This is a genomic window from Bacillus sp. SIMBA_074 (genome assembly GCF_046534555.1).
Classification (GTDB): Bacteria; Bacillota; Bacilli; order Bacillales; family Bacillaceae_G; genus Bacillus_A; species Bacillus_A mycoides.
On record NZ_JAWRYM010000001.1, the window covers coordinates 323,817 to 340,047 of the forward strand.

21 protein-coding genes and 1 riboswitch are annotated in these 16,231 nt (G+C 34.6%); of the genes, 7 read left to right on the forward strand and 14 right to left on the reverse strand.

All coding sequences use genetic code 11. The features are described from left to right. Positions 1–7 precede the first annotated feature (7 nt). Both SB773_RS01665 and SB773_RS01670 read right to left on the reverse strand, forming a co-directional pair. Positions 8–1,363 carry an MATE family efflux transporter gene (locus SB773_RS01665; protein WP_131246032.1) on the reverse strand — a complete coding sequence of 452 codons (1,356 nt, stop codon included), beginning with the start codon at positions 1,361–1,363 and terminating at the stop codon, positions 8–10. Between the two features lie 89 nt (positions 1,364–1,452). Further along, positions 1,453–2,283, reverse strand: coding sequence for a MerR family transcriptional regulator (locus SB773_RS01670; RefSeq protein ID WP_088030914.1), 831 nt, complete (start codon positions 2,281–2,283; stop codon positions 1,453–1,455). 268 nt (positions 2,284–2,551) lie between these two features. On the opposite strand from SB773_RS01670, the gene SB773_RS01675 reads away from it, so the two are divergent. Beyond that, a complete protein-coding gene (locus SB773_RS01675; protein ID WP_002011888.1) occupies positions 2,552–3,715 on the forward strand; it encodes a cation:proton antiporter in 1,164 nt (387 codons plus the stop codon). 63 nt (positions 3,716–3,778) lie between these two features. Here SB773_RS01675 and SB773_RS01680 read toward each other — a convergent pair whose 3' ends face one another. The 8 genes from SB773_RS01680 to SB773_RS01715 form a co-directional block, all read right to left on the reverse strand. Further along, positions 3,779–4,057 (reverse strand): DUF3986 family protein, encoded by a 279-nt coding sequence (locus SB773_RS01680; RefSeq protein WP_044438089.1) that lies wholly within the window; start codon positions 4,055–4,057, stop codon positions 3,779–3,781. A gap of 65 nt (positions 4,058–4,122) precedes the next feature. Next, positions 4,123–5,472: an aspartate aminotransferase family protein gene (locus tag SB773_RS01685; protein ID WP_410588282.1), complete on the reverse strand. Its 1,350-nt coding sequence runs from the start codon at positions 5,470–5,472 to the stop codon at positions 4,123–4,125. 189 nt (positions 5,473–5,661) lie between these two features. Beyond that, positions 5,662–7,212: a solute symporter family protein gene (locus SB773_RS01690; RefSeq protein WP_002011892.1), complete on the reverse strand. Its 1,551-nt coding sequence runs from the start codon at positions 7,210–7,212 to the stop codon at positions 5,662–5,664. A 2-nt stretch (positions 7,213–7,214) separates the two neighbouring features. Continuing rightward, positions 7,215–7,556, reverse strand: a complete 342-nt coding sequence (locus SB773_RS01695; protein ID WP_060751451.1) for a DUF485 domain-containing protein — start codon at positions 7,554–7,556, stop codon at positions 7,215–7,217. A 237-nt stretch (positions 7,557–7,793) separates the two neighbouring features. Then, positions 7,794–8,423, reverse strand: a complete 630-nt coding sequence (locus SB773_RS01700) for a sterol desaturase family protein (RefSeq protein WP_002126527.1) — start codon at positions 8,421–8,423, stop codon at positions 7,794–7,796. 82 nt (positions 8,424–8,505) lie between these two features. Further along, on the reverse strand, positions 8,506–8,799 hold the full coding sequence (locus tag SB773_RS01705) for a hypothetical protein (RefSeq protein ID WP_002011898.1): 294 nt from the start codon (positions 8,797–8,799) through the stop codon (positions 8,506–8,508). Between the two features lie 19 nt (positions 8,800–8,818). Then, positions 8,819–9,451, reverse strand: coding sequence for a LysE family transporter (locus SB773_RS01710; RefSeq protein WP_002030886.1), 633 nt, complete (start codon positions 9,449–9,451; stop codon positions 8,819–8,821). A gap of 139 nt (positions 9,452–9,590) precedes the next feature. Further along, a complete protein-coding gene (locus SB773_RS01715; RefSeq protein WP_144512513.1) occupies positions 9,591–10,319 on the reverse strand; it encodes a YqcI/YcgG family protein in 729 nt (242 codons plus the stop codon). A 260-nt stretch (positions 10,320–10,579) separates the two neighbouring features. Here SB773_RS01715 and cspB point away from each other — a divergent pair, with 260 nt between their 5' ends. Together cspB and SB773_RS01725 are read left to right on the forward strand one after the other, a co-directional pair. Next, positions 10,580–10,777 carry a cold shock-like protein CspB gene (gene cspB / locus SB773_RS01720; protein WP_002011904.1) on the forward strand — a complete coding sequence of 66 codons (198 nt, stop codon included), beginning with the start codon at positions 10,580–10,582 and terminating at the stop codon, positions 10,775–10,777. 119 nt (positions 10,778–10,896) lie between these two features. After that, a complete protein-coding gene (locus SB773_RS01725; RefSeq protein ID WP_002011905.1) occupies positions 10,897–11,145 on the forward strand; it encodes a DUF2564 family protein in 249 nt (82 codons plus the stop codon). Positions 11,146–11,178: 33 nt separating this feature from the next. On the opposite strand, the gene SB773_RS01730 is transcribed toward SB773_RS01725, so the two are convergent. The 3 genes from SB773_RS01730 to SB773_RS01740 all read right to left on the reverse strand — a co-directional run bounded on the left by SB773_RS01730 (position 11,179) and on the right by SB773_RS01740 (position 12,785). Further along, positions 11,179–11,355 (reverse strand): zinc-finger domain-containing protein, encoded by a 177-nt coding sequence (locus tag SB773_RS01730; RefSeq protein ID WP_002011906.1) that lies wholly within the window; start codon positions 11,353–11,355, stop codon positions 11,179–11,181. A gap of 12 nt (positions 11,356–11,367) precedes the next feature. Next, a complete protein-coding gene (locus SB773_RS01735) occupies positions 11,368–12,027 on the reverse strand; it encodes a ribonuclease H family protein (RefSeq protein WP_002126525.1) in 660 nt (219 codons plus the stop codon). A 269-nt stretch (positions 12,028–12,296) separates the two neighbouring features. After that, positions 12,297–12,785 carry a QueT transporter family protein gene (locus SB773_RS01740; RefSeq protein WP_002011909.1) on the reverse strand — a complete coding sequence of 163 codons (489 nt, stop codon included), beginning with the start codon at positions 12,783–12,785 and terminating at the stop codon, positions 12,297–12,299. A 6-nt stretch (positions 12,786–12,791) separates the two neighbouring features. Further along, positions 12,792–12,836, reverse strand: a riboswitch (PreQ1 riboswitch). Between the two features lie 131 nt (positions 12,837–12,967). On the opposite strand from SB773_RS01740, the gene SB773_RS01745 reads away from it, so the two are divergent. From SB773_RS01745 to SB773_RS01755, 3 genes are all read left to right on the forward strand, one after another. Further along, complete coding sequence (locus SB773_RS01745) at positions 12,968–13,840, forward strand: aldose 1-epimerase family protein (RefSeq protein WP_410588288.1); 873 nt, start codon at positions 12,968–12,970, stop codon at positions 13,838–13,840. A 70-nt stretch (positions 13,841–13,910) separates the two neighbouring features. Beyond that, complete coding sequence (locus tag SB773_RS01750) at positions 13,911–14,297, forward strand: reverse transcriptase-like protein (RefSeq protein WP_002011911.1); 387 nt, start codon at positions 13,911–13,913, stop codon at positions 14,295–14,297. A 13-nt stretch (positions 14,298–14,310) separates the two neighbouring features. Continuing rightward, positions 14,311–15,216: a DMT family transporter gene (locus tag SB773_RS01755; RefSeq protein ID WP_410588290.1), complete on the forward strand. Its 906-nt coding sequence runs from the start codon at positions 14,311–14,313 to the stop codon at positions 15,214–15,216. Between the two features lie 2 nt (positions 15,217–15,218). On the opposite strand, the gene SB773_RS01760 is transcribed toward SB773_RS01755, so the two are convergent. Continuing rightward, complete coding sequence (locus tag SB773_RS01760; protein WP_001195213.1) at positions 15,219–15,479, reverse strand: DUF6123 family protein; 261 nt, start codon at positions 15,477–15,479, stop codon at positions 15,219–15,221. A 182-nt stretch (positions 15,480–15,661) separates the two neighbouring features. On the opposite strand from SB773_RS01760, the gene SB773_RS01765 reads away from it, so the two are divergent. Next, positions 15,662–16,222 (forward strand): cysteine hydrolase family protein, encoded by a 561-nt coding sequence (locus SB773_RS01765; protein WP_410588293.1) that lies wholly within the window; start codon positions 15,662–15,664, stop codon positions 16,220–16,222. Positions 16,223–16,231: the final 9 nt, after the last annotated feature.

Here is a 16,231-nt window from a genome sequence, read left to right on the forward strand (position 1 = left end):
TTCTTCACTATATTGCTTTTTTCTCTCTCACCATGTTTAACGGAACAGGATGTTTCATACGATTCATCGTAAATACGATAATTGCTGTCAATACTTCCGCTACTGGCATAACGAGCCAAATTCCGTTTATACCAAATACTTTTGGCATAATCCATAACAATGGGATAACAAATAATAAACCTCGGCTCATTATTATAAGTACTGATTTTTTCGTTTGTCGCACTGATTGGAAGTACTCTCCATATACAATGTTATAGCCTAAAAATACATATTGAATAAAGAATAAACTAATACCTGTTAACGTTAACTCCAGTAGTTCTGGCGATTGAACATTAAATAAACCTATAATATATTTCCCGAAGAATAAACCGACAACAATTGCAATACCTCCGAGTACAAGCGCAATTTTTACAGCAAACTGCAATCCTTCACGCAATCTTTCTGATAAGTTTGCACCGTAATGGAAACTAGCGATTGGTTGTAACGCTGCACCAACACCGAAGAATAATAGCAATGTCATTGCATGAATACTATTCACCATCGCATATGAAGCTACACCTAGTTCTCCTGCATATTGAACGAACGCAATGTTAAAACCGATCGTTACGATTGCAACTGTACTTTCTGCTGTAAAACTTGGGAAACCGATCACCATAATTTGTTTAACCGTATCCCATTCAAAATGGAATTTCGTCCATTTTAAAATACTACTTTTTCTAAAGAAGTGAGTTAATAATACAAGGAAACCAATTGCCGCTGAAAGAATAGTAGCTGAAGCAGCACCAGTTACACCCCATCCAAAGATGAAAATAAAAATATAGTCGAACACTATATTTAATACAGCCGTTACAACAAGACCTGCCATTGCTAAATTAGGATTTCCGTCATTTCGTATAAATGTACTTAAAATATTTTCTAAAACGTATATCATTCCAAATGTTAATAACACCTGTAAATAGTCTAATGCGTATGGTAAAATCACTTCATTCGCACCAAATAAATATGCTAAATCTTCTATTCTCCATAAGCAAATAGCCGCTAAAACGCCAACGATAACAACTGCTACTGTCATAGATTGAGTAAAGATAGACCTTGCTCTTTCCAGTTTATTTTCACCTAGTGCAATGGAATATAGCGTTGCTCCGCCCATTCCAATCCATAATGAAATAGAGAAGAAAATTGAAAATGCTGGAATAGCTACGTTTACTCCGGCTAAACCGTTCGCTCCAACTCCTCTACTAATCATGACTGCATCAATCACAATATTAACCGACATTAATACCATCCCAAGAACAGCTGGTATTAAATACGTAATAAATAAACTTTTAATTGGTTTTTCTCTTAATTTTTCTGTTGTTTCCATCATATAAATGCTCCTTTTTCAATGCTCTGTTCACAGTTTAAACCTTCAAGTTACTTGAAGGTCAATAGAGAATCGAAAAATATATAAGCCTATTTTTTAACAACAGGTATTTGAATTTCCGTTACTTGCTCCTTCGGATTTTCTGTTACGGACCAATCAATTAATGCAAGTTCCAGTGCATCTCCCCACACTTCATATCCTTCGTTATCAATGTGCTTTAATAATTCCGTATACGTTGCGTCTGTTTCTTCATATGGTCCATGGTGATAAGAACAGGCAAATATCCCTTCTTTTATTTCATCTGAAGTATGCGCTTCAAAAGGCATGTAATCCAATAAAATAAACACACTGTTATATGCTTGAAACTCATTTTGCATTAATGCTTTTTTTGAAACTGTTACACCGATATCACCTGAAAATAAACTATTATCAATTTGCTTCATATTTTTTTGCAACGAATGGATATAATATTCAAACATATCATCCGTTGTATTTGGTGCAACTGCAATTGCTGTAATTTTTCGTTTCGGTATCTTTTTATAAATAATTTGATTTGCTTCAGATTTCGTCGCTTTCTTCATTAAATGGATTTTATGTTCCATTTTTGCCAAAGCATACTCGATTTCTCTTTGTTTTTTCAGCATCATTTCTTGTTGTTTTTCAAGTAAATTCAGCGCATAAGATGGATTTCGTTCATCAATATATTTCTTTATTTCCTTTAACGGGATGTTCAATTGGCGTAAAAATTTAATCGTATCTAATAGTGAAAACTGATCAATTGTGTAATAACGATAATTGGTTTGAGGGTCAACAATTGACGGATGAAAAATCCCTTTTTCATCATAATAACGTAATGTAGATTCCGCTATATTATGCATTTTCGCCATTTCCCCAATTGTAAAACGTTGATTTAATAACATTTTTCTTTCTCCATTCATTATATGTAAACTTTATTACTTCCTATTATATATCTATATCCCCCGTTTCTAAAACGAATCCTCTCATGAAAATCTGCTATTTTTTCATTGATTTTTAATAAATTTTATTATATATTAATTACAGGTTCAAATTACAAGTTCAAAAGAACTCGTAAATAGACCCTTTGTTTAATGGATCTTTACATATTATCATTAGGCAAATTCCGAGAAATCGTATGATAAAAATAAAAAATGATGAGGAGAGGATCAAATGGAATTCGAATTTTTCTTTCAGATTGCACTTATTTTATTAAGTACAAAGCTCGCTGGTGACCTTAGTGTTAGATTAGGTCAACCTTCTGTACTCGGTAAATTAATCGTTGGTATCGTTATCGGTCCAGCTATATTCGGATGGATTGAAAATTCAGAGCTTCTAACACAATTAAGTAATGTCGGAGTTATTCTTTTAATGTTTATGGCAGGACTTGAAACAGATTTAGAAGAATTAAACGCAAATCGTAATTCTTCTTTAGCTGTTGCACTTGGAGGTATCGTTCTTCCATTCGTAGGTGGTTACGTTGCCGGTCTTGTTGTCGGTATGGAACAAGGGAATGCTGTCTTTTTAGGATTACTTCTATGTGCAACAAGTGTTAGTATTTCCGTTCAAACACTTCGTGATTTAGGTAAAATGAAAACACGTGAAAGTACGACGATGCTTGGAGCCGCTGTATTTGATGACATTCTTGTTGTTATTTTATTAGCATTTGCAATGAGCTTCTTAGGCACAGATGACGTTAACTTAACAATGATTATCTTGAAGAAAGTAGTATTCTTTGCTTCTATCATTTTAATTGGTTGGAAAGGTGTTCCAGCAATCATGCGTTGGTTATCACCGCTTCGCGTATCTGAGTCTATCGTTAGTGCTGCGCTTATCATCTGTTTCTCATTCGCATACTTCGGCGAACTATTAGGAATTGCTGGTATTATCGGTGCTTTCGCAGCTGGTATCGCTATTTCTCAAACGAACTACAAACATGAAGTAGAAAAGAAAGTAGAACCAATTGCTTACGCTATGTTCGTTCCAGTATTCTTTGTTAGTATCGGTATGAATATTACATTTGACGGTATTGGCGATCAAATTTGGTTCATCTTAGCATTAACAGTTATCGCTGTATTCACAAAACTAATCGGTTGTGGATTCGGTGCACGAATCACTGGATTTGATGCAAAGTCTTCTGCAATTATCGGTGCTGGTATGGTTTCTCGTGGTGAAGTTGCACTTATCATCGCAGGAACAGGACTTTCTTCTGGCCTATTAGCACAAGATTACTTTACAGCAATCGTTATCGTAGTTATTTTAACAACGATGATTACACCACCAATGTTAAAATACACTTTTGGTGCAAAAGATAAAGCAATGAAAGCAAGTAAATAAGTTTCATATAATAAAAGGAGATTGCTCTCTTATAAGATAGCAATCTCCTTTTTCATTTTATCTTTAAACAATTCCATTCATTTTTAACCAGTTTTCAAACATAGTTCGCGCTTCTTCATCATCGATATCATTACTAAATGAATACACCTTAATGCCATAATCATCTATATATTCACCTAGCTTCATTTCCTCCACTTTTTTGTAAAAATCATCTACCTCATAGTGTGGAATATATGCATCCCAAACTGCCTCATTTATTCTTTTGTACGCTGTCACTTCTAAATCATATCCGTCTTCATAATAACCAATGTGATAATGTTTGTTAGGATCATATTTCTCCATTAAAATCTCCTCCTTGTAAACAAAAGCGAGCCTTATATTACAGCTCGCTCCTCTCGTTCTATTTATTAAATACGTTCCATCGCTGTCTTCAACGTTCCGACAATAAAAGCAATTTCTTCACCTGAAATAACAAGCGGTGGCGCTAATGTTAATACGTTATTATACCCTGCCGTTGTCATTCCGTTACGCCCAATAATAAGCCCTTTTTCTTTACAAGCATTTACAACACTTGCAATTTTGTCATTATCAATTGGTTCTTTCGTCGCTTTATCATTTACTAGTTCGATTCCAACTAATAGCCCTTTCCCTCTAATATTTCCAACAAGTGGATGTTCTCCGATTTCTTCTTTTAATTGATTTAATAAAAGCGAACCCATTTGTGCAGAGCGCTCAATTAAATTTTCATTTTCCATAATCTCTAAGTTTTTAAGCGCTAATGCACAAGCCGCTGGATTTCCACCAAATGTATTAATATGGCGGAAGAATTCATATTCTCCTGTTCCTTTAAATGCCTCATAAATTTCTTTTTTTACAGCTGTTGCTGATAATGGTAAATATGCGCTCGTAATACCTTTTGCCATCGTAACGATATCAGGCTTAACGTCATAGTTCATAAACCCAAATGCTTTTCCTGTACGCCCGAAACCACAAATAACTTCATCACTTATAAGTAGTGCTCCGTGTTTTTGACATGTTTCGTGAATTGCTTTCATATAGTCTTGTGGTGGCATTAAAATACCTCCGCCTGTAATAATTGGCTCCATAATAAATGCTGCTATCGTTTCACTTAATTCCCATGTCATAACACGATCTACTTCTTTCACACACTCTACATCATAAATATCTTGCGATTCCACTTCTGGCATGCGGTAACAATCTGGAGGCGTTACGTGTAAAAAACCTGAAGCAAATGGCTCATATTGATATCTACGTTGTGCTTGGCCAGTTGCCGCCATCGTTGCCATTGTGTTTCCGTGATAACCACGATAACGTGACATAAATTTGTAACGATGCGGTTCACCTTTTTGAGCATAATATTGTCTTGCTATTTTAAAAGCGGTTTCATTCGCTTCTGATCCACTATTAGAGAAGAAAATAACATACTCTCCACCAAGCCACTCGTTTAACTTTTCAGCGAGCTTAATTGCTGGTTCATGTGATTGTGACATCGGAAAATATGATAATGTTTGCAATTGCTTATAAGCTGCCTCTGCAAGCTCTTTTCTTCCATATCCGCTATTTACACACCAAAGACCACTCATACCATCTAAGTATCTTTTTCCTTGTATATCTTCAACCCAGCACCCTTCTGCTTTTGCCCCTACCATTGTACTACTTGGACTAAAGGGACGCATTCCGTGCCACACATATTGCTCATCTTTTGCTAATAATTCATCGGTTTGTTTTGTCTTCATCATTTCTTCCACCTTCCATAACAACTTATTTTTCACAAAGCTGCGCTGGTGCCATGATGAGTTAAATTTCTCCCTGCCTATTTTCATTCCACAAACACAAGACAAATCCTACCAAAATTAAAGTAATATTTATAAGAAAATGTCAAAAGAAAGAGGAGCTTTTCTTATATTTCGAAAAGCTCCTCTTTTTTAATGCGAAGATGCATCACTAATACCATGACCAGTATTAGATTTCACAAGAATTTCATCAAATTTCGCTGCATCTTCTTTCTTACTAGAGAAAACAGTTCCTAAATATGCTGCAAGAAACCCGAGCGGGATCGAAATAATTCCAGGTGTCGTATATGGGAATATCGCTTCTCCAACAAAAATAGCTTTTCCAGCTACTGGGTTCCAAACATTTGGACTTAACGCTACAAGAACAATCGCTGATACAAGACCAACAATCATACCAGAAATTGCTCCTGTTGTATTAAAACGCTTCCAATAGATTGTAAATAATATAACCGGTAAATTTGCACTCGCTGCAACCGCAAATGCTAGTGATACTAAAAATGCTACGTTTAATGTTTGAGCAAATAAAGCAAGTATAATAGATACTATCGCTACTCCAATAGACGCATAACGAGCCATTGACACTTGCTCTTTTTCCGTTGATTTTCCTTTACGGATAATCTCATTATAAAAATCATGCGCGAATGCTGATGCTGCTGTTAACACAAGTCCTGCTACTACAGCTAAAATAGTTGCAAAAGCAATTGCTGATACGAAAGCAAATAAGAAATCTCCGCCTAATGCTTTTGCTAATAAAGGTGCTGCCATATTACCAGCAGGGTTTGCTTTAATAATCGCCTCATTTCCTACAAACGCTGCTGCTCCAAACCCTAAGAAAATTGTCATAATATAAAACGCGCCAATTAACCACGTCGCATATACAACAGATTGACGTGCAGTTTTTGCATCACGTACTGTAAAAAAGCGGACAAGAATATGTGGTAATCCCGCTGTACCAAGGACTAGTCCTAAATTTAAAGAAAGTGTATCAAGACCATCCTTATACTTTACTCCTGGATTTAAAAACGAATCTTTTAATGGAGTAGCTGTTTTCATGTGAGCGAACATTTCAGTCACACTGAAATTAAATTTGGAGAAAACGATAACAGAAATAATAAATGTCCCTGCCATAAGTAGTACAGCCTTTACAATTTGAACCCAGCTCGTAGCTGTCATTCCTCCAAAAATAACATACACAGTCATAAGTGTACCTACGATTAATACAGATGTTGTATATTCAATACCTAATAATAGTTTAATAAGTGCACCCGCACCAACTAATTGTGCAATCATATAAAAAATTGAAATCGTCATCGTATTAAGCGCTGCTATACCACGAACTTTTTTCGCATCAAAACGTGCCGCAATCATATCTGCTAACGTGTACTTCCCTAAATTTCTAAGCGGTTCTGCGACAAGATATAGAACAACTAAATAAGCAACTAAAAAGCCGATACTATAAAAGAACCCATCAAACCCAGTTAACGCTATCGCTCCGGCTATACCAAGAAATGACGCAGCAGACATGTAATCCCCAGCAATAGCCAGACCATTTTGCCAGCCAGTTAATCCCCCTCCAGCCGTATAAAATTCACTCGCATTTTTCGTTTTTTTTGATGCAAAATAGGTTATGACGAGCGTACCAAGAACAATAATTAAAAATAGTGCAAACGCAGTAGTATTCAAATTCAGCCCCTCCCTTTTTGCATATCTTGCAGAATTTTTTGCGAAATTTCATCAAAGGATTCGGCTTTCTTGCTGTAAATCATACATAATGACCATGTCATAATAAATTGCGCAAAAGCAAATACCCATGCCCATGTCACATCACCAAACGCCGGTGTATTAAGCACCTTTGAATACGATGTTAAAATAGGTAGTGCTATAAAAAAACTTAAAAAGAAAATACTCATCGGAATGATAAACTTCTTTTTCGTATCTAATAACAATTGAAACTCTTCAGACTGAACAACTTCTGTATAATTCACCTCATTTTTTAACTTACGTGCTGACGTATCATCTCGTTTCATTCTCTGGTCCCCTCTCTTAACTTAAAATACAATTCCTCCTTGCATACCTAAAGACTAAATTTTATAAATATTCAGAAACTTATTTCCATTTTAGACAATCTATACATTCCTGCAAAGATTTTTCGATAGACATTTTTCGTCATTTTCTCCTAAATTTTCAATATACTTTTTTAACATAAAATTTGATTGATTCGATTAAACTTTTATTCCCATTAAAATAGAAGAAAGAAGTAGTGCTTATCGCACTACTTCTTTCTTTGTCTCCTTTTCTAAATTACGAGCTGTTTCACTTAATTCAACGTCTTTTCCATCTTTAAGTGTTCTAAATATAAAATCGAATACTGGATTTGAAACTCCGAACCAAAACTTTTCATTTTTATAATGGTGTAATATGTGCTGTTTTTTTAGCCATCTTCCAAACTTAGTGAAGGGACGAATCGGTTTATGTGCAATATAATGTTTCCATTCATAAACGAGGAGCATGATAATCATTCCGATTCCGAATGAAAGTGTAACAGTAACACTTTTTGTAATACCATACGTTATAAGTAAATATATAGTAAAGCTAGGTATACTAAACCATACAGGCAAAAATAAAAGTTTTAAATCATCTGGATATACGTGATGATCATAATGTAATCTTCTTAACATTTTTAATAAAAATGCGTTTTTAGGCGGCTTTAAATGGAATAAAAAACGGTGTGTCATATATTCGTTAAACGTATAAAAAACAATCCCAAACATACACGCTAACATACCAATCCATGTGAAAAATTGCATTTTTAAAATAATAATAAAAATTAATAGAACACTATACATAATAACAATATCATGTTGTAAAAAAAACTCTTTCACCACTCTTTTCATCTTACTTCCCCCTTTTCCACAAAAACAGCCGCAACATATCGTTACGACCATTTTTTTCTATTTCATTCTTATTCTATTCACTTTACAAATTTGCCTGCTGTTCTATTGTCGAGAAAAAAGTGTTCGGACCAAATATATTTTGCTTCGGAATAATGTGTTCTACTGCAAACACTGTTACTTCTCCTCTTTGTACTTCTCCAATAATGAGACCAAATACTTCATGATTTACCGCAAACGTTGGTTGTTTCGTTTGCAGTAACCTTGCTGCATTTTTAAATACCGCTTCATATAGTGGATTCCTATCAGTAATTTCTTTTCGGATTTTTGGTGCTAAAGTGATGATAATTTCTTTTCCGTCAATAGTGGTTCGATACATAAAAATCTCCCCTTCAATCTTATATGAACAACTGTAAAGCTTTGTATGCAAAATGGATAGAATATCCTACTAAAATAATACCTGCTCCGGCTGTAATATAGCCAAGTGCTTTTTTCTTTAATAAAGTTCTTCCAAAATGTACAGAAAAAGCAATATTTAAATTCCACAAAATAATACCAACAATAATACAAAGACTGTACAAAAAAGCTTCTTGTTTCGTTACCTTTGTAAGCAACGAGCTAAGTGTACTTCCATATATACCAAACCAAAAAACGAGATTTAATGGATTGGATATCGCAATTAGAAATCCTGCCATAAAAGATTGTTTAAGTCCACCTATCTCTTCTTGTTTATATTCCATATTAGAGTGAGAAATTCCTTGTTTTACACTTTGAAACCCTAAATAAAACAACAAGAAAAAACCAGCGCAATACATAAAAGCTTGTACATATGTATACATAAACACAGAAGATAAACCAAAATAAATAAGCAGCATAAACAAAATATCAGCAGTCATTCCTCCGATTCCAACAATCCACGCATGCCAAAATCCACGTTCAATTCCTCGTTTTAACATTTCAATATTAATCGGACCTACAGGTGCAGCTAATGAAATACCTAATACTATTTGTTGTATAATTGCTCCAAACATCGCTCTATCCTTTCTACCTCTTTTACTATTAAATAATGATGCAAATAAAGAAAATAGACTAGCTTTCATAAAAATTATTCACTAATACAATACCCTTTTTTATCCAAAATATGCAAAAGAGCCATCCAGTTGATGGCTCTTATTTCTCTACTCTATGATGAAAAGGACATTTACCTTTAATCGGCTCAATATCATCCCCTATGAAATATTGTTTCCATTCACGATGATTAGGATCGCCGTAGTGACTAATGTTAGGGTGCTTCGGCAACTGATCCCACTTTTCAACTCGTTCACGGACCATTTGTCTTGAATACGCCCCTTTAGGACGATCTCCTTCTAATCCATCGAAAATAGTTCGTGGCTGGAATCCAATAACGAGAGAATTTCCTAAATGCCTAGTCTTTCGCTGTTTATAAGCTGGCGCATTCCCAAATGCAAATATTGGTTCACCACCAAATGAAAATTCCCATAAATGATGGTCTGGATTTTTCGGGATTTGCTTTGGCCATAATTGATTATCTTGTTCATGCAAATATTGTAGTACTTTCCAAAAATAATCTCGATAATATTCGATTGATTTTTCTTCACATTCCGGTTCCACAAAAAGAAAAAATCCTCTTCTTACAATCGGCCGCTCTTTCATTAGCTCCAAAAAAGTTAACATTGTATTGGGCAAATGACTCCAATCATTATGAGAGAGAAATGAATAACGAAGTTCATTCTTCTTCAAAGCTGTTAAACCGAAATAACACGGGAAGGTTGGTTCTAACACGACACTCGAAAAATCATGAAATTCTTTTGCAACCCAATTCGGTATGTCGACTCTATTTTTCATCCCTTCATTATCTAATAAATAAGACTCATCCATTCTTTCACCTCATTATGTACAGCATTCACTTAAGAATATTACATACTCGGCTTGTCCTATACCTTTTTAAAAATTCGAGAAAAAATTAATTCAAAATACAAAATTTTAAAAACGCTTACTTGACTAAATTCTACCAATTCATGTATATTTAAATTAATCATTTAGCAGAATATTCGAGAATATAGCATTTTTTATTTTTATTATTTTTTAATGAATTTCACTAAATGAAAAAAGGAATCGTTTTTAGGAGGAATTGTGACATGCAAGGAAAAGTAAAATGGTTTAACAATGAAAAAGGTTTTGGATTTATCGAAATGGAAGGCTCTGAAGATGTATTCGTACATTTCTCTGCTATTCAAAGCGACGGCTACAAAGCTTTAGAGGAAGGTCAAGAAGTATCTTTCGACATTACTGAAGGAAACCGTGGACCTCAAGCTGCTAACGTAGCAAAACTTTAATCCCACATATGACAGGAGGTTACCTTACTTGGTAACCTCCTTTGTTATTCCTTTGTATATTTCCGTTTTCCAGAGCAAAAACTATGTGAAATGCGCAAAATACAAAGGAGGCAATAACAATGGGGTCACATGTAAATGATTTTGAAGAGGTAAAATTCCGTGTAGAAACTGCACAAAAAATGGTAGGTTCTGCAACAATTTCAATGGATCCAGACACATTAGAGCATGCCACTACTGCAGTAGAATCGGCTCGTTCTCAGCTTGAAATCATGAAATCCGTTGCAACGGATTTAGATGAGCCATTTCTAATGAATGAAGAAAAAAAATTAAGTAAATGCGAGCATCAATTACATGAAGCGAAGCACTAAAAAACATCCAGAGAAAATTCTCTGGATGTTTTTTTATGACAATTGCTCCCCATACTTTTTCAACTTCTCTCCAACCGTACATTGCCGTATACAAAAAGAATGGGCATAGTATTTACTATGATTTTTCCGATTATGTTCCTGCAGGAAACACCCTCCGCAATACGTTTCTAATAAGTCATTTACCTCTGTAATGAGTTGCTTCTTCTTCACGTGTGCACCTCTCTATTCGGTTATTTCTTTATGACTATCAATTGTCGTCCCTTCTAATGCTTGCGCTGCTAATTGATGTGCCTCTTTATTTTGTTTTCTAGATATCGGTTCACAAATAAGTTTTAATTTCATTTGCTTCGCTTTTTGTTCAATTTGATCTAAGTAATGATTTAAATGTTCATCATAGCAAGGCCATTCACCAGCTAATTGCTGCAGTACAACTTGAGAATCTCCACGAAGTGTAACTGCTTCATATTTAATTCCTAATTCCTCGAGTGTATTCATCCCGTATAATAATGCTGCATACTCCGCTTCGTTATTATCATATATACCTTCTATGTATGCATTGCGACGAATTCGGTAATTTGTATTTCCTTTTTTATAGTATACACATATACCAACCCCAGCTTCTTTCGTCTGTACATCATAACCACCATCAAAATAAACTTGAATTTCTTGCGGATCTTCCTCCACTTGCTTACTCAGTTTTTTCATTTCTTTTAATGACCATTCCGCGTCCATTTCATCGAAAAATAAAAGTTCTTTCACCCTACCTGTTTTCTCAAAATCCTCCGCAAATTGAAGCACTTCTTCTATGTTCATATAATCTGTTGTTAATTCAGTTTGTAAACCACGCTTCGTTTTATACAACCAATGTATTTTATATTTCATACTAGATTCCCCTTTTATAAGACTTCTTATATTTATCCCGCTATTTGCGGTCAGTAAGACTCCCACCTTAAAATTTAACGAAAGCAAAGAAGTTAGGCGGAAGATCAACTGTCCGTAAATGCCCGATTGGTGTGGGCTAATAATCAGTGGGGTCCCCCCACTGATTAAAGTTTCACTTTATTTTATTATATTTTATCAGGAGTCACAGTATTATATACAATTTAATCACATACAAAAAGAGCCATCCTAAGTAAGGACAGCTCTTTCATCTATTGCATAAATCTTTCAAATTGCACTCGCTTATTAATCCAGTACATTACAGGCATACCAATTGCCATTACAACAAATTCACCAACTGCACAAGTTAGCCATGTCAATAAAAATGGCAGATCAAACGCAAGATGAAGTTCAATTGCAATCATAAACATTGTGACTGTAAAAATAACTGTATTAAAAATCATACGAGCCCAAACACCTTTAATGAAGCGCATAGAAATAATAGTTGCAAGTAATGCAAGAATGGATTGCCCTACTCCAAATACTAAATCATAAGCGATCATAGGTGAGAAAAAGAGATTCGTTAAAAATACACCTAATACAATCCCGTAAATTGCTTTCTTATTGAATACAACGAGATGATTAAACATCTCTGAAATACGAAACTGTACACTCGTAAAGCCAAATGGCTGAATAAGCATAGAAACAGCAATATATAATGCCGCTAAAATACCATTACCGACTAATGTTCTTATATTCATGACAAAATCTCCTTAGTTTTTTTACGTGGGATGGTTTCGAACCACGTTATTCGTTTTTAAGCAACAAGATTATATTTTACGCAATAGGCACTCTTTCGTCAATAGATTCCTATCATTTACTACCTTTTTTCTTTTGGACAACGTATAATAAAACATATGAAAGATTTAGGAGGTTTCACTTCATGACAGCAACAATTCAAAATGAAAAAGTGATCGTTTCCATTTCTGACAAAGGTGCAGAATTACAAAGCGTTCGCTTAAAAGAAGATAACACTGAATACTTATGGCAAGGCGATTCTACTTATTGGGGGCGCCGCGCACCAATTTTATTCCCAATTGTCGGCCGATTAGTAGATAATACATACTACGTAGATGGTAAACCATATTCTTTAACACAACACGGCTTTGCTCGTGATCTTACATTCTCTGTAAAAGAACAAAGTGAAACGAATATTACTTATATTGTTACTAGTAATGAAGAAACATTAAAAAAATACCCATACGAATTCGAATTACTCGTTTCTTATGAGCTAGATGGACAAATCGTTCATGTAACATATGAAGTAAATAACCCTACTTCAAAAGAGATGTTCTTCTCAATCGGAGCACATCCTGGTTTCAACTTCCCCTTATTAGAGGGCGAATCATTTACAGATTATCATTTATCATTTAATGGTTCTGAACGCTTAGAAACAAGCGTATTAGAAGGACCTTATCTTTCAAGTAAAAAGCAATTAATCGCTGAAAATACCAATGAATTACCACTTACATACGATTTTTTCAAAAATGATGCACTTATTTTTGAAAATATGAATACGGATGAAATCTCTATTCGTTCTCATAAACATAATAAATTTGTAAAAGTAGAATTTGACGGATTCCCATTTGTCGGTGTATGGACACCAGGCGAGAACGCACCTTTCTTATGTATTGAACCTTGGTACGGGATTGCTGATGAAGTAAATCCGGCAAAAGATTTCAAGGAAAAAAAAGGAATTCAATCTTTACAAGCGAATGAAACATTTACATGTCGTTATAGTATTACAATCGGCTAAAGTACTCTATCCCCTACTTCAAAGAAACATATAAGTAGGGGATCATCTTATAATTTGGAGGTTTCTCATTTTGATTGAAGTATATATTGATGGTGCATCAAAAGGAAATCCTGGTCCTTCTGGTGCTGGAGTGTTTATTAAAGGCGTGCAACCAGCTGTACAATTATCATTGCCCCTTGGGACAATGTCCAATCATGAAGCAGAATACCACGCTTTACTTGCGGCATTAAAATATTGCACAGAGCATAATTATAACATTGTCTCTTTTCGTACCGATTCGCAGCTTGTCGAGCGAGCTGTCGAAAAAGAATACGCAAAAAACAAAATATTCGCACCACTATTAGAGGAAGCACTGCAGTACATAAAAAGTTTCGATCTCTTTTTTATTAAGTGGATTCCAAGTAGTCAAAATAAAGTTGCTGATGAATTAGCTAGAAAAGCTATCTTACAAAATTAACGGGGGTATGAGTGTGAAAAAAGATTGGATTGCTCCTCTTGCTTTATTATTTGTCTCTTTTATTTGGGGAGCTACGTTTGTTGTCGTTCAAAATGCTATGTCTTTCGTTGGTCCATTTACTTTTAATGGTATTCGCTTTTTATTCGCTGGAATTATTTTATTATTCGTTCAAATGATTTTCTCAAAAGGAGCTTCAAAACAAGATATAAAACAGAGTAGCTTCGCTGGATTAATTGTTGGATTCTTTTTATGTATTGGCTATGTATTACAAACATCCGGCTTACTTTATACAACTTCTTCAAAAGCTGGTTTCTTAACAGGGCTTAGTATCGTTATGGTACCAATTTTGTCTTTTATCTTTTTAAAACAAAAAGCTACCATTTTTATCGTAATGGGCATTGCTGTAGCAACAGCAGGTTTATACTTATTAACGGCTGGTGATTCTTTTCAATTAAACATTGGAGATATACTCGTTCTCGGTTGTGCAGTTGCTTTTGCTGCCCATATTCTTGTTAACGGTTTCTTTTCTAAGAAAATATCACCTTTATTACTAAGCACCTCTCAAGTATTAGCTGTCGGTATATTTTCTTCTATTTGCGCTTTTTTGTTTGAAGATTGGGAAAAATTATTTTCAGTTTCACTATGGACAAATCAATCCTTTTTATTCGCTCTATTTCTAACTTCCCTATTTGCGACATCCATTGCTTTTTTCATTCAAACATCTGCACAAAAACATACTTCTCCAACAAGAGTAGCAATTATTTTCGCAATGGAGCCCGTTTTTGCTGCATTAACAGGCGTTCTAGTTGCAAACGAACAACTTTCTATTTCTGCCATTATCGGTTGTTTATGTATTTTCCTAGGCATGGTTTTTGTTGAGCTACCTTCCAAAACAAAAAAAGAAGCGCAGGCTGCGTGAAGTTACGCTTGTAACTTCCGCATAAAAGCCTTAGCGCTTTTTTTATCTGTAATTTCTTCTTCTTTCAATCGTTCTAATAATGCAACAAAATAACTCCCATCAAACTGTAATTGATGTTTAATCGTCGCTTCTATTGCTACGTTCACAATCCCATCAGATGCACCAGTATATCCTTGTCCGAACATAATAAATCCTTGTGCTTCCTCTGATAATTTAAATCCTTTCGTATGTAAGAATGAAAGATAATCTTCTACTGTTTGCATGATATTCCCACCTACTCAAAAATTCTCCACTTCCTATCATACATGTTTTTATACTCTATGAGAATGAAATTTATTTGACAACTTTGTAAATCTATCGTCTACTTCTTAGAAAAAAAAGGAGTTCCTTACAATATAAAAGAATATGTAAAGTGGAATTTATTTTATATTAAAGGGGATATCGAATGAAACAAGCACTATTAATTATCGATGCTCAGCAAGAATTAATTGATGGAAATGAACAAGAAAATGAAGTTTTTCGTAAAACCGAGCTATTATCTACACTAAATACAGCCGTACAGAAAGCAATAGATGCAAATGCCCTTACTGTTTTCGTAAGAGATATCGATGTTGCTTCTGGTAGCGGAGAAGGATTTGAAGTACATAATCAAATTAAAGTACCTCAGTCTGCAATCCTTATTAATAAAGCAGCAACAAACTCATTCTATGGCACTTCTTTACTTGAACTTTTAAAAGAAGAAAAAATTAATCATATTGTTATAGGGGGATGTAAAACAGAACATTGCATTGACACCGCAGTTAGAACAGCTACTGTACAAGGATTTGACGTTACATTAATTAAAAATGGTCATTCCACAACTGATTCTGACGTATTGTCTGCAGAGCAAATTATTGGTCATCATAATAAAACTCTACACGGTCATTATAATGTTGATCATTTTTCTATGGTGAGAGATATCGAGGAAGATCTCTTTCAGCCAACTCACGACCAATATCGTGATTAACGAAAAAGA